The organism is Variovorax sp. LjRoot130 (assembly GCF_964253755.1).
Classification (GTDB): Bacteria; Pseudomonadota; Gammaproteobacteria; order Burkholderiales; family Burkholderiaceae_C; genus Variovorax.
This window is the reverse complement of sequence record NZ_CAXURM020000001.1, coordinates 3,050,454-3,069,276: the sequence shown is the minus strand read 5'-3', so window position 1 is coordinate 3,069,276 and position 18,823 is coordinate 3,050,454. Positions and strand designations below refer to the sequence as shown.

General features: G+C 62.0%; 14 protein-coding genes and 1 pseudogene. 9 read left to right on the top strand and 6 right to left on the bottom strand.

Annotation, left to right across the window (positions count from 1 at the left end; genetic code table 11):
* The first annotated feature begins 543 nt into the window (after positions 1 to 543).
* From ACSQ86_RS15250 to ACSQ86_RS15230, 5 genes are all read left to right on the top strand, one after another.
* Positions 544 to 1,992, top strand: coding sequence for an RES domain-containing protein (locus tag ACSQ86_RS15250; protein ID WP_436309058.1), 1,449 nt, complete (start codon positions 544 to 546; stop codon positions 1,990 to 1,992).
* Positions 1,993 to 2,318: 326 nt separating this feature from the next.
* Positions 2,319 to 2,579, top strand: a complete 261-nt coding sequence (locus ACSQ86_RS15245) for a hypothetical protein (RefSeq protein WP_436309057.1) — start codon at positions 2,319 to 2,321, stop codon at positions 2,577 to 2,579.
* On the top strand, positions 2,576 to 2,836 hold the full coding sequence (locus tag ACSQ86_RS15240) for a hypothetical protein (protein WP_436309056.1): 261 nt from the start codon (positions 2,576 to 2,578) through the stop codon (positions 2,834 to 2,836). Before ACSQ86_RS15245 ends, ACSQ86_RS15240 begins: the two co-directional genes overlap by 4 nt.
* Before the next feature lie 10 nt (positions 2,837 to 2,846).
* On the top strand, positions 2,847 to 3,503 hold the full coding sequence (locus ACSQ86_RS15235) for a heavy metal-binding domain-containing protein (protein WP_436309055.1): 657 nt from the start codon (positions 2,847 to 2,849) through the stop codon (positions 3,501 to 3,503).
* A gap of 326 nt (positions 3,504 to 3,829) precedes the next feature.
* The gene (locus tag ACSQ86_RS15230) at positions 3,830 to 5,548 is read left to right on the top strand and encodes an AIPR family protein (RefSeq protein WP_436309054.1); all 1,719 of its coding nucleotides are present in this window, start codon (positions 3,830 to 3,832) and stop codon (positions 5,546 to 5,548) included.
* A gap of 449 nt (positions 5,549 to 5,997) precedes the next feature.
* Here ACSQ86_RS15230 and ACSQ86_RS15225 read toward each other — a convergent pair whose 3' ends face one another.
* On the bottom strand, positions 5,998 to 10,950 hold the full coding sequence (locus tag ACSQ86_RS15225; protein ID WP_436309053.1) for a YCF48-related protein: 4,953 nt from the start codon (positions 10,948 to 10,950) through the stop codon (positions 5,998 to 6,000).
* A 221-nt stretch (positions 10,951 to 11,171) separates the two neighbouring features.
* Positions 11,172 to 11,648 carry a hypothetical protein gene (locus tag ACSQ86_RS15220; protein WP_436309052.1) on the bottom strand — a complete coding sequence of 159 codons (477 nt, stop codon included), beginning with the start codon at positions 11,646 to 11,648 and terminating at the stop codon, positions 11,172 to 11,174.
* A 373-nt stretch (positions 11,649 to 12,021) separates the two neighbouring features.
* Here ACSQ86_RS15220 and ACSQ86_RS15215 point away from each other — a divergent pair.
* Positions 12,022 to 12,228 (top strand): annotated as a pseudogene (locus ACSQ86_RS15215) (J domain-containing protein); the annotation flags it as partial.
* 465 nt (positions 12,229 to 12,693) lie between these two features.
* On the opposite strand, the gene ACSQ86_RS15210 reads toward ACSQ86_RS15215, so the two are convergent.
* Positions 12,694 to 12,909 carry a hypothetical protein gene (locus ACSQ86_RS15210; protein ID WP_436310322.1) on the bottom strand — a complete coding sequence of 72 codons (216 nt, stop codon included), beginning with the start codon at positions 12,907 to 12,909 and terminating at the stop codon, positions 12,694 to 12,696.
* A 59-nt stretch (positions 12,910 to 12,968) separates the two neighbouring features.
* A complete protein-coding gene (locus tag ACSQ86_RS15205; protein WP_436309051.1) occupies positions 12,969 to 13,121 on the bottom strand; it encodes a hypothetical protein in 153 nt (50 codons plus the stop codon).
* 29 nt (positions 13,122 to 13,150) lie between these two features.
* On the opposite strand from ACSQ86_RS15205, the gene ACSQ86_RS15200 reads away from it, so the two are divergent.
* The 3 genes from ACSQ86_RS15200 (at position 13,151) to ACSQ86_RS15190 (ending at position 15,238) form a co-directional block, all read left to right on the top strand.
* The gene (locus ACSQ86_RS15200; RefSeq protein WP_436309050.1) at positions 13,151 to 13,339 is read left to right on the top strand and encodes a hypothetical protein; all 189 of its coding nucleotides are present in this window, start codon (positions 13,151 to 13,153) and stop codon (positions 13,337 to 13,339) included.
* Between the two features lie 21 nt (positions 13,340 to 13,360).
* Positions 13,361 to 13,780 carry a M48 family metallopeptidase gene (locus ACSQ86_RS15195; RefSeq protein WP_436309049.1) on the top strand — a complete coding sequence of 140 codons (420 nt, stop codon included), beginning with the start codon at positions 13,361 to 13,363 and terminating at the stop codon, positions 13,778 to 13,780.
* Between the two features lie 513 nt (positions 13,781 to 14,293).
* Entirely contained in the window at positions 14,294 to 15,238 is a 945-nt protein-coding gene (locus ACSQ86_RS15190) for a hypothetical protein (protein ID WP_436309048.1), read from the top strand.
* A 161-nt stretch (positions 15,239 to 15,399) separates the two neighbouring features.
* Here the strand turns inward: ACSQ86_RS15190 and ACSQ86_RS15185 are convergent, their stop codons facing one another.
* Positions 15,400 to 15,966, bottom strand: coding sequence for a phage baseplate assembly protein V (locus ACSQ86_RS15185; RefSeq protein WP_436310270.1), 567 nt, complete (start codon positions 15,964 to 15,966; stop codon positions 15,400 to 15,402).
* Positions 15,967 to 16,303: 337 nt separating this feature from the next.
* Positions 16,304 to 18,793 (bottom strand): zinc dependent phospholipase C family protein, encoded by a 2,490-nt coding sequence (locus ACSQ86_RS15180; RefSeq protein ID WP_436309047.1) that lies wholly within the window; start codon positions 18,791 to 18,793, stop codon positions 16,304 to 16,306.
* Positions 18,794 to 18,823: the final 30 nt, after the last annotated feature.

Genomic DNA, 18,823 nt, shown 5'->3' with positions numbered 1-18,823 from the left:
CTTTGCCTTCACCCAGCCAGCGGCATGGTGAAGACCAAGGTGACGGCAAGGGTTGCCGCGCAGCAAGGCGCTGAGCAACCCCCAAGCAGTGCCGTGCGCGCTGAATCGGCGAGCGCATCGCACAGGTGGACGCGCTCGCGCTGCCGCAGCAGGAGGCGGCAGGGCCGAAGAGCTCAAGGTCAAGCGCCCTGCCTCGCAGAAATACTGGCGAGTGGCTGTCGGCCAAGGCGCTGGAGACGTCCTCGCTGGCCGCGCGCGGCCTGTGGCACGAACTGCCTCATGCACGAGGGGAGCCCTACGGCCACCGTCAACGGGCTGCCCATGCAGCCGCTGGGGGAGGGGATCGGGAGGCGAGGCTCCGCGCCTACTGCGGGCAAGGGCCGAATGCGCCAACCGCCGGAATCGGCCAGGGAGCCGACATTGCCAATCGACCTCCAGTTGCCTTCTCCTCTATGCCAAAAATGACACCTGACGACGTTCCCGAAGAGGCAGAGGCCACTGAGATGCTCTTATGCTCGGCGCAAAACAGGAGGTACTCACGGCATGAATGACGACGATGACGATCAGAAGCACATCTGCTTTGAGTGCGCCGAAGAGACCTACCTTGCGCAGGTGATCGAGAAGGACGGCAAGGCGGAAGAATGCTCCTACTGCGGCCAAACGCAGGCCTGCATCCCCATAGAGGAACTGGCGGATCATATCGAGACCGCCTTCGACGATCACTATGTCCGCACCTCGGATCAGCCGACTCCCTGGCAGCAAAGCCTGCTGTCAGATCGCGAGTCCGACTACGATCGGGAGCGCGACGGCCAGCCGGTGCTCGATGCCATCGAGGAAGCCGCTGCGATCCCGCACGAAGCCGCCGAAGATGTGCTTGAGATTCTCGACGACCGGCACGGTGACTTCGATTCAGCGGCCATGGGCGAGGAGACCGAGTTCTCATCCGACTCGTACTACGAAGAGAAAGGCGCAAGCGCTCAGGGGTGGCATGAGGAGTGGCGATACTTCGAGCAGTCGCTCAAGACCGAGGCCCGGTTCTTCAGCCGCTCCGCCTCAGGACTTCTCGCGCGGGTATTCGGAAACATTGACGCGCTGAAGACCAAGCCGCGCCATCCGCTTGTTGTGAATGCCGGTCCCGACCGCAGGCTGACTCACCTATATCGCGCCCGCGTCTTCCAATCTGACGAAAATCTTGAAGAAGCGCTGTGCCGTCCGGACTTGCATTTGGGCTCGCCTCCGGCCCGCCTTGCGAGCGCGGGCCGAATGAACGCGCGCGGAATCTCGGTGTTCTACGGGGCAACCAACGCATCCGTGGCCCTGGCCGAGGTGCGCCCACCCGTGGGGAGCAAGGTCGTGGTCGCGAAATTCAGCGTCACCCGCCCCTTGCGTCTTTTGGACCTCACCGCCCTCGATGGTGTCCGGGATGGGGGCAGCATCTTCGATCCGTCCCTGAAAGGCCGCCTAGAGCGCGTCGCGTTTCTGCGGTCCCTCGGCCAGCGCATGACGCGACCCGTGATGCCGGATGACGAGGCCTTCGACTACCTCGCGACGCAGGCCATCGCGGACTTCCTCGCGACCGAGAACGAGCCAAGGCTCGACGGCATCATTTTTGTTTCGGCGCAGTCGAAGGACGGGCGCAATGTTGTCCTGTTCCACAAGGCGGCGCGTGTGGAAGAAATGGCGCTTCCCAAAGGCACCGAGATCGAGGCGCACACCGGCTACGGAACTGAGGACGGGTGGGAGATTGACTACGGGGTGAGCGAAGCTGTACCGAAGACGGAAGCGCCAGCGCCGCTGAATGAAAAGGATGATCTGATCGGCATTGTTCCGCATTTCAGCCCTTCCTACAGCGCGGATGAGGACTATCGCGATGCGGCTTTGCGCGTCGACCCTGCCACCGTCGTGGTCCATCACGTTGGGTGGGTCAAGGTCAACAGCACTCGGTTTGCAGTGACACGCTACCGCCGCGAGAAACGAGATTGGAAGTTTTGATGGGCATGCGATTTAGCGAGGTGGTGGCGCGCTGCGCGAAGCTCGGATGGCGCCGAGCGCGTGCAAAGTGGCGCTCTGCAAGGGATTCGGCAGGTTTTAGCCGCTAAGAATACGTGGCGTTCTGCAGCAGGTGCGGATGCGGAACGCCACTGGACTTCGTGAACGCTTGCGTTGGTGGTTACAGCAGTCGTCGCACGCCGCCCAAACCGAAGATGGTGGCGCCTTGCCGGGGGCCGCGCTGCGGAATCAGCCCTAAACCGTGACATTGCTCCCGTTGCGTCTCAACAGGAGGAGCGCATACTGGGTTTAAAGCTTCTTGATCACCGATGAACATTTCCCCGGCGCGCGACGACGCCGATCCGCCTGCATCTCCGCCAGACTGGACGATCGAATTTGGATCTGATCCCGTAGGCGAGGGCGAGTATTTCTATGCCGATGTGAAGCGGGCCGGGCAAGTGATGTTTCGGGTCGGACTGGGCGGCATTGCCGAAGAAGCAAAAGCGAGGAAGGTGCTTGCGGCCAAGGCGCGTGCCTGGATAGACGAGTTCCTCTCTTCTAGAGTGAATGAGGCTAAGAGGATCACATGAAGTTGGTCGACTGCACACGCTGTGGGAGCAAGGAACTCGTTGAGAAAGATGGCTTTATCGTTTGCATCTATTGTCAATCAAAATATGTGCCACAGGCCGATGATGTACCGTCAAGAGAGACAGTCATCGGAATTGCATCAGACATCCAAGCACTGCTCCAAAAATGCAAAGAAGACCCAATGAATAGGCGGCGGTTTGCTAATTTGATACTCGACATAGATCCCACCAACCTGGAAGCCAAGCAATATCTCTTATAGGAAGCCGATCATGAAGACAAAGGATATCGCCAAGAACTGCGGCATCGATAACACCGCATTCGATCAATGGTTGCCGGGGTCAGGTTATACGTATAAGACAGGAATGCTGGGCGGGCTTGATGTAGATGACCGTCAGAACATCCAAGAGATCGTAAGCTCCTTCAAGCAGCACCTGGCACAGGAGCAGGAACGAATCGCACAGGAGCAGGAACGAATCGCACTGGAGCAGGAACGAATCGCGCGCGAGCAAGCTGATCTTGAGCGTGCTGCCCAACAGAAGCGGGCATCATTGGCGAGCATGCTGATAACCTCCGGATTCAGCTTTGATGGCTACGCTATCACCAAGTATTCAGGGTACATCTCTGGTGATGACTCAGTACAAATAGACCGTGGAACGTCAGGCGTATTCGCGCGAGCGACCGACGTAGGAGCGAGCCTGATGGCGTCACTGGTCGAGATCAGGAGAAATGCATTAGCTGAACTCAAGGAAGCTGCGTATGCCCTCGGATGCAACGCTGTGATTGGCGTTGACTTTGACTACCTTACGCTAGACCCCGAGACTGCGACTTCCGGCGGTGGGACGATGTACCTGCCGTATGTATTCGGAATCACCGCGAACGGAAATGCCGTCATCATTGAGAAGAATGACCGCACGGGTCTGTCCTGAATCGTATTTCAAGAGCAAGCTCGAGATCCCGGGGCCGACAGTCGGATTCGGGCCCTAAGCCGCTGGGTTCGCGAGCAGTGCGCCCATCTCGAGGATTTTCTGTGACCGTGGAATGCACGTTATGCTTCCGCATTAGCCCTCAGACGAACGCGCTGCCGGTGCCCAGAAGAGGCATCAAAGCCTAGGCTTCGCGCGGGTTGCAGCCGGTTTGGGGACGGGGCCGTCCCCAGGAGAGACCACTGTGGGGTAGACGCGACGATAGGGGGAGCACTATGCCATGCCTGTAACGGATCTGTTTCAATGGCGGCCAATCACAACCGAACGCCATGGCCGCCACACCACTGCCCAAATCCACCGCGCAAACCAACGAACTTAGGAAAGAACTTCTTTCCGCGATAGACGCCGTATCCCGACGAGGAGGCATCTCGCGCGACCGTGCACTAACGGCTTGGTATGGTCACACCTTGCTAGGAATTGATGAGGACGAAGCGATCGATGCAGCCACGGTGGATGGACCGGAGGACGCAGGCTGCGACTTCATCTATATCGACGAAGATCTAGAGACGATCTATGTCTTGCAAGGGTACGTGGCGGACAGAGCCGATCGGGCGGCGACCATAAAAAAATGGAATGCTCTGGTCGCAGCCGTTGCCACATTGAGGGACCCCATAGCATTTAAGCATGGCGGCAGATCAGATATCTATGATCGCCTAAAGGATCTTGATCTAGATGCGTTCAGCTTGATTTTTGGCCTGATCACATTAGCCGCAAAATCTGAGCAAATCAGCCGGCAACGAGAAACAACAATTCGCTCGAAAATTTACGGTGCTGAGGTATCGTTTTTTTATGAGCATCAAGACTCGCTGTACGATCAATATGTAATTGCAAAAGCGGCGGATCGAAATGTTCCCCAAGACACAATCCAATTTAATGGAGGTGTGGCGGAACTACGAGGTGAGTTTGGCGTGGCAGTTGTCGGAACCGTGAGCGCAAGCGAGTTGGAGCGGCTGCATTCAACTTATGGAAATCGACTTTTTGAAGGTAACGTGCGTCTCTTTATTGGGCAGCGTAAAGGAGGCATAAATGAAAAAATTCTCCAGACTGCTCAATCGAGGCCGGGCGACTTTTGGGCTCTTAATAACGGCATTACTATTGTGGCCGACAGTTACGAAGCCGTGGGCAGCAGTGCTACCAAATTCCGGCTACGTCAATTTTCGATTGTGAATGGATGCCAAACGACGGTGAGCCTTTCGAAGGCTATAGAACAAGCCCCCGAAGCGGGGCGTTCACAAGTGCTTGTGAGAGTTGTAGGCGCAAAGAAAGCCTTGCTTACAGACATCGTCCGGTATAACAACACTCAGAATCCTGTGCGACTTTCCGCTGTGAGATTGCTGGATCCCATTCAAGAAAGTCTTCGGACGGCCTTCAGTCAGATAAATTACATCTACGCGCCGAAGCAGGAAGGCGCACGGCTTATAAAGAGCGCAAAGAGAATCGAACTGGACAAGATCTCGCAGTACTTGGCTTCCATGTCCGAGGAAACTGTGCTCGACGCAGTCCGGCGGAAGGCGGAGCTCTTTGATAGATCGTACAAGTTGGTCTTTCCGCGGGGTATTCAACCAACTCGGGTCTTTCTGGCTTGGCTACTTGCCATCGAAGTGGAGCGTGAGAGAACAGTGCTCCTTGATGCCAATGACGGCGACGATGCGATCGTGAAAGCAATTCTCGGAATCCATGGAACTCCGTGGGGAATATTCGTCGCGACCAAGCTTATTGAAAAGCTGGGAACCGATATGACGCGCTTGACCCTTGTAAAGATGGACACGCAGGATTTTCAGAACGCGGTGAACAAATACGCGAAGAGAGCGATGGAACTGTATTCCGAAATCGCCGTAACTCTCGTAGGTTCCGAAGACGATGGTTCAGATGTTCGCAATGAGATTCGCGTTAGGACATTCCTAGACAAGCTGAACCGCACGGTGAAACTTCGGATGGCTAAAGCGTCAACCTGGAAACTTCCCAAGCTGCAATTAGTGGCGAATTGATTTATGTAGCGTGGTCATTGCGCGGCCGACCTCCGCGCTTCGATTGGCCGCCGACGTGTGAGTCGATCCAGGCCACGATGTCGCAGCGCCTCCATCTCGGTTTGTTGCGGCGGCCTTCGCTGCCAGTGAGGCGCAGCGGCTTCGGGAAGCCAGGCGCCGGCACGTAGTGCTCGAGCACGTAGCGGCCGGTGCACCTCAGCATGGCGCCCACGTCCTCGGCCTCGAGCAGCGAGCAGCGAGTCTGGCGTGGCGGCCGGCTAGTGGGCCAATTCCTAGCGAGGGCCGCTCTTTTTCGTGCCTCGCCCAAAGAAGCCGCTACATGCGGCTACGGGGCTGCCTTCCGTAGCGGCCGTAGCGCTTCCTGGAAGCGGCGCGCAGATCACCGCAAACGCTATCCCGGGTCTCGGACCCATCCGTCGATCAAGTGCGGGCGTGCAATCCGGCCCGCGCTAGCGGACGTTGATGCCGCGCACGCGATCGGCGAATCGCAGGATCTGCGCGGCGGTCGGGCGAGGGTCGAAGCTAGAGAGATGCTTGCGCCACGCCTCGACGAAGCATTCCGCAAAGCTGCGCGCGAGTTCTATCGCACTCGGTGTCGCGTCCGGTACCACGGGCGGCGGATCGACGCCGAAGCGCGACGGCAATTGCCCGAGAGTCGAGAGCAGGTCGCCCTGGACCTCTTCGGACGCTCGCACGCTCGCCTGCATCGTCTCCAGGTAGGCGGGGTTGACATGATGCAGCGCCGCCATCATCACCAGTGTGGCGTCGTCGGTCACTTCCTGATGTGTGGTGCGCGCTTCCTCGATCTCGTAGGAGGCGAACAGGCGCGCGCGGTTGAAGAAGCGCTTCACGTGGCGCGGCGTCGGATCGTGTTCCACCACCACCGGATTCCACACGCGCAGCGCCTGCATGAAGCGCCCAGAATCGACGGGCCGGATCGCGCCGCCGAGCGCAACGAAGACGGCCCCGCGGTTGCGCTGGAGCCACCGCCAGCCCAGACCTGCACCGATGAGCAACGCGGCAGGCAGTAGCAGCAGCCAAGGCCAGGGTGCATCCGTCGGCGCACTCACGCCCACGTCGGCGACCGCGCGCTCCACCCGGATCGTCGGCGTGGGGTCCGGTCTGGGCACGACACCCGGTGGAAACGGTGCCATCAGCGCAAGGCGTTCCGCCGACATCGGTCGCGGCAGGACGTCCCGCGCCTCGCCGTCGCCGGAGGCATGCAGCCAACTGCCGAGAAAGAACACACAGACCAGCACGGCCACGACGAGCAGCGCCAGCAGCCAGGCTGCGCCCTCGCGTCGAGCTGCGCTGCCGTTCTCGATGCGCACGGCATTCGGCGGAGGGTTCTCGCGCAGCAGGTTCTCGAGGTTGGCGCGCCGCAGCGGGACCGGCAGCTCGATGTGGATCAGCTTGCGCAGGTAGTCGTCGGCATACTTCTCGTCGTACACGTTCGTCACCGGCGAGATGATGCTGCGCTTCACGCGCTCGACCGCGGCGCCGATCACCACGAAGCAGTCGCCCACGTCGACCAGGTAGTTGGTCATCTCGAGCAGGGTGTTGACCGTGGCAGGAGTGCAGCGGTCGAGGTCGTCGATGAAGATCACGAGCCGCCCGTCGAGCGCCTTGCACAGCAAGCCGAACTCGGCGCGGTAGCGCTCGATCGTGCCGGCCGCCTCCTTGCCCGCGTCCTTGTCCTTGTCGCCTGAAGCGAGGAGCGCGCGCAGCGGCGCCGTCATCTGCAGGCCGTAGACCGAGACGCCCTTGGTGAACAGCAGCGCGATGAAGCCGGCCAGCCCCCCGAGCAGCGAGCTCTCGAGCCAGCGGAACAAGGGCGGCGGCGGCAGGGTTTCCGCGGCAGCCCGTATTGCCTTCTCCTCGCTCGGCCAGATCGCGGACACGCCGTCCTTGTCGTGCTTGTTCAGGGTCGCGATCAGGTCGGCCGCGCTATCGAAGATGCAGCGCCGCGCAGGCTCGGCGATCTCGGGCCGGTCAACGCCGCAGTGCGAGCCGTCCTCGCCGTGGTCCCACAGGAAATTGCGCTTCAGATCGCAGTACACGGCGAGCCGCACGGGCTCCGCCTTGCGGTGCATTCGGCGCTGGGCATCGTCGATGCAGGGGTCGGGCTTTGCGGCGGCCGTGGTGGTCTTGTCGCCGGCGGTGGGCACAGATGCTGGCGACACCGCGCCTGCTCCCGGTGTCGCCGCTGCAGCAGCGGAGGGTTTCTGGAACGGATCGAGTTTGGCCAGGCTAGCGCCGGTGATGGCCGTCTTCTGTTGTTGGAGCACGGAATGCGAGAAGTTCGCGCGGACATGCGACCACGCGGTCTGAGGCCCGTCGGCCAGCAGGTCGCCCAGCAGTAGGGCAAGGCCGATGGCAGACGCGACGGCGACCGTCTTGTAGAACCAGCCGCGGCCCCAGATCAGCCGGGACCGCACGCGCAGGGCCGCGATGAACTGGCGGCTCCACCAACTAGGCACGGCCTGCGTTCGGACGGTGTTGAAGAGGGCCGTGAGCTGCCGCCCTTCCTGCTGCTGATGCCAGGCGTTGAACCAGGCCGTGCGAAAGCCCGCCTTCTGCAGATCGGTCTGGAGCATACGCATGATCGAGCTCTTGCCTGTCCCCCATTCGCCGGTGACTGCGATCGTCACGCGGGGCTGCGTGTCGCGGTTGCGGATGAAGGACGACAGGGCATCGACACCGATGCTGTAGCCGAGCTTGTCCTCCTGCTTGTCGGCGATGGGCCGGTCCGAGAGCAAGCGGCTGGCGCTGACTTGCGGGACCGCGCCGGACACCGGCCTGTACGAGGCCAGCGTCGAAGGCTCGACCAGCGCATAGAGCGCCGCAAGAAGGAAGGCCACAGCGGCGGTCGCCGCGAAATACCATGGAGCCCAGTAGCGTCGGTAGGGTGCCGTCTCGCGCCAAGCGTTACCGCCGTCGCTCGTAGCGAGCACGGTGCCGTCATCGCCGATGGCCCAGCCGTGCGATCCGTCGCCGGCAACATGGAGGTCCCTGAGTCGCGAACGTGTGCCGCTGTTTTGCGCAGACCACGTAGTGCCGCCGTCGCGCGAAGTCAGAATCGAGCCGCCGGTGCCAACTGCCCAGGCGCGCTGCCCGTTGCCGGCCAGGCGCACGCGAGAGAGCGGTGCCTTGCTGCCGGTCGTGCGCGTCGACCAGTTCCCGCCACCATCGAGTGTTGCGAGGATGGTTCCCTCGGCACCGGCGGCGAGGCCTCGGAGGCCGTCGTCCGCGAAGTGCACGGCCGTAAGATTCGCGCTGTTGCTCGCCTGCGCGAACCAGGTGCTACCGCCGTCGCGCGTGGCGAGCAGGGTGCCGCCGCTGCCGGCGATCCAGCCGCGCTCTCCGTCGGCGTCGATGTGCATGTCGCGCAGCCAGCTAGGGCTGTTGCTCGCCGCCAGCGTCCAGGTGCCGCCGCCGTCCCAGGTCGAGATCACAGTGCCGGAGGCGCCAGCGGCCCAGCCGCGCCGCCCGTCCTGCGCGAAGCGGATGCTGGTCATTGCTTGGCTTCCCGCACCGTTCTGCGCGCTCCAGGTACTGCCGCCATCCTGAGTGGCGAGAAGCGTGCCGCCCTGACCGGCGGCATGGCCGCGGAGCCCATCCGCGTTGAAATGGACACCGCCCAGGGACTTCAGAGTTCCCGACGCTTGCGGTACCCATGTGTTCCCGCCGTCGCGGGTGACCAGCACGGTGCCCCCGCCGCCAACGGCCCAAGCGCGGCGCGCATCGCTCGCGAAATGCAGGGCGTACAGGTCCGCCTTGATGCCAGCCGTCTGTGCCACCCAGGTGTCGCCACCGTCGCGCGTGCCGAGCACGGTCGCATCTTCTCCTACCACCCAGCCGTCGAGGCCGTTGCGGGCAAAGTGCGCCGAGACGATATCGACGTTGGTGCCGGTGTCCTGGACCTTCCATGTCTTCCCGCCGTCGCGTGTCGCGATCACCGTGCCTACCGTTCCGACTGCCCACGCGCGCTGACCGTCTTTCGCAACGTGCAGCTCGAGCAGGTCGAAATCGCTCCCACTGGGCTGGGCGTTCCAGGTTTCTCCACCGTCCATCGTGGCAACTACCGCGCCATCGCTGCCTACAGCCCAGCCCTTCTGATCGTCCGCGAACTGCACAGCGTAGAGCCGCTTACCAATACCGGACTTCTGTGGCTTCCAGTTGATGCCGCCATCGGTCGTGAAGTACACCGTACTTCCTCCCCGGCCTACGGCCCATCCCTTCTTCCCGTCACTCGCGATGTGCAGGCTCCGCAGGGGCTCGCCGGTCTTTGTTTGGTGCACGCTCCACGTGGTGCCGCCATCGCTCGTGATGATCACGCGCTCGCTCCAGCCAACTGCCCACCCTTGCTGACCGTTGCTCGAGAACTGGACGTCGCGCAGGTCGTCGTCGACCCCGCTGGATTGGGCAACCCAAGTGCTGCCGCCATCGCGCGTGGTGAGGACCGTGCCGCGGTCGCCGACCGCCCAGCCGGTGCTCGCGGTGACGAAATACACCGCATTGAGCTTGGCGTCGGCGCGAGGCGCTTCGGGCAGGCGTTCAGGTGCCGTCGTCGGCGCGGCGGCGGGCGGGCGGGGAGGTGCCGTCAGAGGCGTGACGGCCAGCGGTACCGCCGACGGCGGGTTCGCGGCGGGTGGCGTCCTCTTGATCTGCCGATTGCTGGGTAGCGCGTTGGCAGCCGGCGGCGCCTTGTTCTGGCCGCTGTCGGGTGTCTCGCGAATCTGTTCCTGCGGCTGCGCGGTCTGTGTCTGGATCGGTTGTTGTTCCTGCTGCTGCGTCTGCGGTTGTTGCCGCTGGAGCTGCGGCGAGCTCGTTGGGCTTTGAGCCGGTACGTCCGGCTCGAGGGTGCTTCGGGGGATTGCGCGTCCTGTGTCTGCATGGGCGTTCGGAAGCAAGTCGCTGAGGGACCGAGCACCAGCGATGCGCGCCGCGGCCGGTACGGCCGACGGCGGCAGCGCCGGGCGCTGCTGGGTCCAATGCCGGCCACCGTCGCTGCTGCGCAGGATCAGGCCCCCGCTGCCCACCGCCCACACCTGATCGCCGTCAGGCAGCGCGAACACGCCCGCGAGTCCGCCGCGAACCACCGTGCGCTTGAAGGCGTTGCGCTCCAGGGGGTGAGCCCACCACTCGGCACGGGCTATGTCCCACAGGCCGATCGGCCGGAACATGTCGGGATGCGGTTGCTGCTGCGAGGCGAACCAGGTCGCCGTTGCAAGCAGGGCGATTAACAAGCCGGCCAGCGCGTTGCGCCATCGCCGCTGCATGTGCAGCACGGGTGCTCGCGCGGCAACACGGTGAGACTCGGCGGGGCCATCTTCATCATCGTTGCCGGGCGCCGACTTCGCTTCGCGACGTGGTGGCTCTTCGCTGGGCTTGCTTGACATGCTGGTTGACCTCCGGCCCCTGGCTTCGTCCGCGAGTTCGGGCGCAGGCAGACGAATCCTGAACCTGTTCCTCCGAACAGGCGATCTGACGTATGCAGTAGATCGATCGTGGGTGCGTCGCGCATCCCCAATTCAGCGGATGCGCAGCGCGCCACGGCGGCGCCGCAGGGTGAGGCCAGATCGCTCCAAGCTCGGTCCGTGCGCCAATTCGACAGCTCGGGTCACATCCGAGCGAGAAATGCAGACGCAGCTCGCTCGCGACGTTCCTCACATTCAACGATTGTGGACACCAAGCGGTCAAAGGTTGCGCGGTGTATCCCTTTCCTGCGCATCCTCGCTTCGGCCTTCTCCTGCTTGCGCAACGAACGACCGATGTCACCTTCCGACTGGCTCGCGTAGGCCACGCGGGCGCAACGCAGGCAGCGGAATCGACCGCTGCGCATGTAGAGCACCGCCGCGCGCCGGCGACAGCTCGGGCAAGCGAACCAGGGGCGGAACCCGCGATAGGTGCATGCGGTGTACTCGAGCCTGACCCGCTGTTCGTCGGGCGGGCTGTCGGTCGCGTAGAGAAACCACAGCACGTCGGGCCCGGCGCGCGTGCCGATATTCCCCGCGCTCTTGCCAGCGCGACACCAGCCCGAAGAACCGGATACGCACGGTGCCAGGAGCCCGCAACGCTGCAGCATGCGCACGTCCACGCGGAAGCACTGTTCGGCTTTGGCCTTGCGGCTTGGCCGCCCAGCTTCGTACCTAGTCCCGCCAAGTCCCATGTTCAACACTCCGCGGAATACGAAATCATCAACTCGACGGCAGCGCTGATTGCGGCATGGCTGGAGTTGCTGCCAAGGTGGCAGCGGACATTCGGCCATTCGTCGGACGCGGGGCAAGTCATGACAAAGGTCCCATGGCCATCGAAAAGTTGCTCTAGTAGGCTGTCAGGACAAAGTGGAAAAGCGGCGGGCACATGATTCATCAACTGGGAACGGGAGGGCGTACTTCGCTTGTGTCGCCCTATTCAGCCGTGCTGGCAGCTAGGCTGGAGGAGCGAGCCAACATCGTCGAGTGGCTTTTATGGTGAATCGTTTTCGCCGCTCCCCACCCTATTACGACATCCTTCAGGTATCGCGCGGCGCGAGCGCCGCCGTGATTCGTGCGTCGTACCGCGCGCTCGCTCAGAAGTGCCATCCCGACAAGAACACCGCCGATCCACAGCGCGCGCACCAAGACATGCAGGCGCTCAACCAAGCGTACAAGGTGCTGTCGAATCCCGAGGGCCGTTCGGAATACGATTCGGAACTGCGCGAGCTGGATGCCGAGGTAGAGGATGTAGTGCGCCGGACTCGGGAGAGGGAGCGGCAGGAAGCGTGGCGAGCTGGGCAAGCCGCAGGCGCCGCGTCCGCAGCCTCAGCGCGTCCGCCGCCACCACCGCCACCGCCACCATCACCGCCGCCACCGCCGCCACCGCCGCCGCCACCGCCGTCACCGCCGTCACCGCCACCTGCGCAACCGAAGGCAGCCCATCCACGGGAAAGGCAACAGGCCGGCGAACGCCACAAGGGGGCAACTGCAGCAGCGTCGGCATCAGCCTACCGGGCCAATGCCGAGATGAATAGGACCTGGAAGCCAAGCCGCTTTGTGATAGGCCCATGGCCTGCGCGCGTCTTTGGCGGACTCGTTTGGCTGCTAGCGTCTTCGGCGATTATTTGGGCCATACCCGCCGGCCCTGACGCATCGGCCAGGGCCCTATACAACCAGGAACTCGATCGCCTGGCGCAGATGGTTCCGCTGATCAAGCCCGGCCACTCCTCTGCCTTCGATCAGCAATTCTCTGAGGATGTCATGGACCGCAAGAATGCGGCTCAGAGCATGGGGGCCAGCCAGATCGACGCGCTCCGCGTGGCCTTGCGCGAGGCCTGCCGAGCCGAAATCGAAATCAATGCCGATTGCCTTCGGGCCCAAAGCGCGAACGTGCGGTGCACCCCAGCACGTGTACGAGCCTCCTATTGTTCGAGGGGGAGTTAGCTCTCGGCCACGCCGAGCGATTGGTCGCCGTTCTCCGGCCGCTTGAAGGCCGTCGCTTCGGCGCTGACGAACGCCGGACATCGCTGCGACATCGTCACCAGCTCCGACGACAGCCCGGGGCCGAATCCGGCGGCGAAGGCTCCCGGCATTCCCATCCTGAGGACACCTCCCCCGCCAGGTGACGGCACTCGACGCAATGCTGGCGGTCATCGCCCTTCACACCGCGCAGGTGCAGCCGCTCGGCCAGGTCGTCGGCGTCGGCAGCGTTGATGCCCAAGCGCATGAATCGGCTTATGCGGGCCGCAAAAACCGCGCAGGCGGCGTCATTCCAGGGTTCGGCAAGGAGCGCCAGCGTCGGTCGGCGTGAGGCACCTACCGGCTGCGGTTGGTGGCCGAGTCGGATGCTGCGGTCAAGCTGGTCGGGCGGCGCTTCGTGATGCCGCAGGCGCTGGCGAAGGACGGTCGGGAGCACCTGGTGCGCTGGTACTGCGGCCGGGCACGATCGTGGCTGGAGGACAAGGTGAGCGAGTACGCGGCGCGCATGGAAGTCGCGCCGGCGGGGGTGCGGGTGCAGGACCTCGGCTATCGCTGGGGGTCATGCGGCAAGGGGGAATGGCTCTACTTCCATTGGAAGACGATCCTGCTGCCCGCGCGCATCGCGGAGTACGTGGTGGTGCACGAGATGGCCCACCTGTACGAGCCGCACCATACGCCAGAGTACTGGCGGCGCGTCGAGCGCGCGATGCCGGATTTCGCACAGCGCAGGGCTTGGCTGGCCGCATACGGTGGTGAGCTGGAGGGGCTCTAGCGTTGCAACAGGCGGTGGCGCGCTGCGCTGTCGGCAATTTCGGCTTGAAGCCGTGAACAACTGGGATCGGGCATGACAAATGCCCCGCGCGCCCGCGCCGTTACCGCTGTAGTCTTTCGATCTACTCAACCGAAGGGCGGTCGTTGTGAATAAGGCTTGGTTAGGTTTAGCTCTTGCACTTTGTTCTTTAGCGCGTGCCGGTGCCGTGGAGGACGCGGTTGAGCAGATGAATAGAACCCGCGATGCCAACACGCACATCGAGATGGTGAGGCCCGGCGTGTACTACGACCCGCTGAAGCGCCAGTACATGCGCATCGAGGAACGTCGCTCGGCGCCACGCCAATCAAGAAGGGAGGGTGGAGTGCTAGTGCCCGTTCCAGGTGGTGGGTACTTGAACACTGAGAGCCATGAGTACTATCCGTCCGCCGGGCGAGGGCTGGCGTTAGACCCAAACACCGGAGCCGTCATCCCGACTCGATGAAGCGGGTCCCTAGGCGTCGCAGACACTCACCCATGTACCAAGCACATCCCAGCCGCGTCTTGACCGAGCTCTTTGCTCGAAGACCGTACCAGGGCGCCCCACCAAAGACAGCCAGGTTCTTGTTTGTCGGGTTAGACGCGAACTACGCCGCCGACGTGGAGCAGAGCGCAATCTTTCCCGCGTTGCGCTCCTATCACGAGGACGGGCCAACTTTCTGGCGCAAACACGGCGTCCACCATCCGTTCCTGTTACCTGAGTACAGGGGAGACGGAAGGCGCTATCACCGAACCTTCGCAAAGATCGGCTTTCGCCCCGAGCATGCCGACCTTGTCTCGTTCATCGAGTTGCTTCATGTCCCGACAGTCGGACGCAGCACTCTGGTTCCCGATGACCTCGATTCGACCCACCTAGACCGGCTTAAGGACGCCATGTTCAAGGGCCAGGCAAGGTACGTCTTCCTGTCAGCCGGCGTCTTGCGGCGAATGAACGACACCGAGCAGTTTCCCGAACTTAAGAGGGCGAGCGGTCCGTCGGGATCGCTGCGGACCCTCTACAAAGACGCCGCGCGCGAGATATTCTTGCACCTGCACTTTTCGAACTACGGGAAGTTCGAGGCGCAGCTTCAGGCAGAGGCGGGAGCCATCGCTGCGCTGCTCCCCGGGGTCGACATCCAGGAGCTAATGATGGCTGAAACAGCGGAACAGATTGCCACTGAGATTCGAGATCGCGTGGTGCGCCTGGAGACCCGCATCGTCCAGCTCGGCGACTACGTGGGTGCCAACCTGCGAACCAAACAGCGCATCACCATCGTGCCCGCCAACTCGCACTCCCCGCCGGGGGCGGTGAGAGTGGAGATCGATGCGATGGACGTCAGTGTCTCGCGCATCCTCACCGAGCTGCGCCAGCACGGCGTCAAAGAAGGTGGACCCATCGATGTCTTCTGCGATGGGCGCTGCGTGTTCACCTTGCATCTTTAGACCTTGCAGAATTGCCTGGCCGGGGCCATAAACAAATGCCCCGCGCGCCAGCGCTATTGCCGAGATGGGCTTTTGATCCACTAAATCGAAAGGCGGTCGACCATGGGCGTTGTCGAGTGGCTGATCATCAAGCTGGTGGTGCTGTTCATCGCCGCGTGCATCTACGGCTTTTGGAGCGGCTGGAAGGGCAAATGAAGGCGGATCAGTTGGTCGCCCCCAAGGCGCACCGCGATGCAGCAGTGGCTGAATCGCCACCGAATCTCGCACCTGCCACTCGGAGGGCATCGAGGAGCGCCGAAGGTCAGGTCCTTGATCTTTTCGTCAGATTGAAGCCCGTGGGGAGCCCCTTTGCAGTCACGCCGGTGGTATCGGGCCGGTGTTCGCACCGGGGCCAAAACTCCTTGAACGAATGAGCCCCACATCGAATGCACGTCGACGCTGCTGGCTGCCGCCACGTCGGCCGTTTCGCAGTTCACCGTGATCGAGTCTGACACCGTGATGTCGGCGTTGCCGCCGCCGGGCAGGGTGACCTTGAGTGCATGCGCTACGTGGTCGTATTCGAAGACGGCGCCATCCGGATAGGTGGTTCGCTCTACGTTCCCGCCGCTGCCGTTGGCCGGCATGTTGTCGCTATATAGGCCGACGAGCACGAACCCCGAGGCCATGTCGCCGCCGGGCGAAAGCACCATGAACTGCTCGCCGACGAAGGGCGGCGACCAATGCCGCACGTCGCCCGCAACGCGCAAACCATAGCAGCCAGTTGGTCTCAAGTCCGCCCGACCTCACCCTGCACAAATGGGCACCGTGGTCCACCGCCATGACGGTGCCGGCGCGCACGACGTTCTCGATCAGGCGCAGCAGTTCAACGGTCGACGAGGTCTTTCCAGGCATGCCGACGATGGTGCCGGGCATGCGCGCGCGAAGCACTCGATATCGGTCCTAGATCGCCGATCTAGAACCGAATTCTTCATAATGCGGGATTGTCGCGAATCACTGTTGCTGAGCCTTGAAGAAAACCTGCTGACTGGCCCGACGAAGTGGCGAGCTGCTCCCAGCCAGTTCCCGTCATGACGATCTTTTCTGGCAGGTGCCCTTGTTCATGCTACTTGTCCACCCCGGATATGGATTCCGCGCGGTGGGCTTGTAGGGGTAAGTCGAGGGCAACCCAGGGGGAAGTCCAAGAGATTTCGGTATCTCAAGGCCTGGTGAGAGTGGCCCCTGGAAAATGTCCGCGAACAACTTCTTGCCCTTGGGATCCCTCCAAAGTGGAAACCCCTCCGGGTAACCGTTCTGATCGCCACAGATGAGGGCTGCCTTACTGCGCCGCGGATACGGCGGCGAATGCCCTAGCCATTGATGATTTCCGTCGATTGAGCTTGCGAACGCAAAGATAATGTTAGACGAGCGCTCCTCAGCGTTCGAGTAGAGCTGCCGCCCAATGATTTTGTTAAGACCTTCTGCGTCAAGGAGCGCAAGGCGAGCAAGGACGGTGGCGTTGCGCACGACGAGGAACTCGGTCGGGTTGAACTTGCCTGAGCTATCGATGTGCATCTCCTTGTCGATCCTCGCCGCGACATTGTCGAAAACGACAAGGGGCTTGCGCAGGTCGGTACGCGCGAACTCGGCGTTGACAGCGCTCGCCGAGGCTTTCTCGGTCAGCAGATTCAGAAGGCGCTGAATCTCCACTCCCGTCACACGGGATCCGAACTCGATCAGTTCCCGACGTGCGGCAACCTTCACAGCATCTTCGATCTGTGTGCGAAGCTGCCTGATCTCGCGCAGGATCGGGACATCTCGCGTTGCCAACTCTTCTAGCTTGTCGAGCGTAGTCTTTATCTGGGCGATGGTGTCCTTGACGACGCATGCCGCCGATACTCCTTCGCCAGGGATGCCCAGAATTTTCGGAAGCTCACAAGACACCCACTGCTTCAATGGGTCGAGCGGATTCGCTGAAACCATCGCATTTCGGATCGCCGCGCCATTCGCCTTGAAGTATGCATTCATGGCGATGTCGTTGTCGGCTCGCCATCCGTCGATGAGGCTTCGCAGCGGATCGACATTCGAATTGAAACGCTGGAGGATGTCGATGCCGGCATGCAGAAGTGCGCTTTCGGCCTTTAGGACCTGTTCGGCGCTCGCATGGACGAGCGCCATTGCCTCCTTGTACTTCTTCAGGGTCTGCGTGATCTCGCCGAGTGCACCCGAGAGGAGGTCATTCTTGGCCTTGACGATGTCACCCAGGCCAAGCCCCCTTGCGTGGGTTGCGCAGGAAACATCGACGACTGCTTTGCATAAGTCTCTTGTGGTTGCGCCGCATCCGGCGGGCGTACAGACCCTCCCGACGAAAGGCACGCTCCCGCAGGCGAGGCACGGAATTTTGATCTGGGGAAAATCACACTGATCAACAGTCTTGTTCTCGCATGGGTCCAGTGTCTTCTTCAATTGGTCAGCGGCGTCTGCCACATCTTTCTCGAAACGCGCGCGTTGCCCATGAAGGCGCTGCAAATCGCCTAGAAGCCGTTGCGCCTCTTCCAAGGCCTTCTGCTCCGCCTCGCTGCCTGCCCTTATGAACTTCATGGCCTCGTTTCGAAAGCCCTTGTCAAACTCTTGAAGCTTGTCGATGGCATCGTTCGAAAGATCGCGAATGCGCTGATGGGCCTCGTTTAATTTTCTGAGCTGATCGTCGGAGACCTGGATACCGAAGTTGTAAGCGATGAGCAACTTCTGCGCCTGCAAATGCATTTTCTCAAGCGGACCGCCTTCTTTGGACAAGTTTGATAGTTCACGGTTCAGATCGTGAACTGCTGTGAAGTGGTTCGATCCGTTCCGTCCCCACTCACGCGAGGCTTCCGAACTGTCGACGTAGGCACGGCGCAGCAGATCCACAGGCAAAGCCGATTGCGCGTCACCAATCAGCTCAGCGAGGGAAGGCAAGGCAACACCTTGCGCATCGTTGAGCGGCGGCATCTTCTCGGCGATGTAGCCTTCCAGCAGGAAGTGCCGCCGCTCAACGTCTATCTCACCGTCCGTGAGCAGGTACAAATCACCAGCGTATTGGTTGACGTAGGTGTGGGCGAAGATGTCACCTGCTGCGTGCGTTAGAGCCCCATATGCGAATGCTGTCTCGGTTGGGTTGGTCGCGTTCTTAACGAGATGCCGGAGCCAATCGCCGGACCCCCAGCCCTTGTGTTCTGATCCTGGGTGAATCGTCATCTGACCTTCGAAGATGCCAGGAAAGGCGTCCGGCCCGATGCTGCCTAGTCGAAATGCCATTTGGTTGGCCAGAATCGCATCACGCACGTGAGTCGGTACTGGCGCCAAGACGGTGTTATGGCCGACTTGGAACGACAGATCCTTGCCGCTCGACAGATCGTTGATGATGTGCTGAGCAATCCATATGTGGGTTTCCACTTTGAAGGCCCAAGCGTGGGAGCAAAAGCACGACGCAGTCAGCAACGTAGCGACCACCCGGGTGCAGCACCAGGCTCGCCGCTTCGCAACTGCGACCTTTGAGGCCAGTTCAACCATCCAACGGAATAGGTTGTAGCTCCGCATTTGCAAGCCCTCCGGCAGCATCGATTCTGG

Bases quoted from the DNA above. Each gene is read 5' to 3' on its own strand.
- ACSQ86_RS15180 (WP_436309047.1), bottom strand. From the start codon at position 18,793: ATGCGGAGCTACAACCTATTCCGTTGGATGGTTGAACTGGCCTCAAAG.
- ACSQ86_RS15225 (WP_436309053.1), bottom strand. From the start codon at position 10,950: ATGTCAAGCAAGCCCAGCGAAGAGCCACCACGTCGCGAAGCGAAGTCG.
- ACSQ86_RS15190 (WP_436309048.1), top strand. From the start codon at position 14,294: ATGTACCAAGCACATCCCAGCCGCGTCTTGACCGAGCTCTTTGCTCGA.
- ACSQ86_RS15235 (WP_436309055.1), top strand. From the start codon at position 2,847: ATGAAGACAAAGGATATCGCCAAGAACTGCGGCATCGATAACACCGCA.
- ACSQ86_RS15230 (WP_436309054.1), top strand. From the start codon at position 3,830: ATGGCCGCCACACCACTGCCCAAATCCACCGCGCAAACCAACGAACTT.
- ACSQ86_RS15240 (WP_436309056.1), top strand. From the start codon at position 2,576: ATGAAGTTGGTCGACTGCACACGCTGTGGGAGCAAGGAACTCGTTGAG.
- ACSQ86_RS15250 (WP_436309058.1), top strand. From the start codon at position 544: ATGAATGACGACGATGACGATCAGAAGCACATCTGCTTTGAGTGCGCC.
- ACSQ86_RS15205 (WP_436309051.1), bottom strand. From the start codon at position 13,121: ATGCCGGGAGCCTTCGCCGCCGGATTCGGCCCCGGGCTGTCGTCGGAG.
- ACSQ86_RS15245 (WP_436309057.1), top strand. From the start codon at position 2,319: ATGAACATTTCCCCGGCGCGCGACGACGCCGATCCGCCTGCATCTCCG.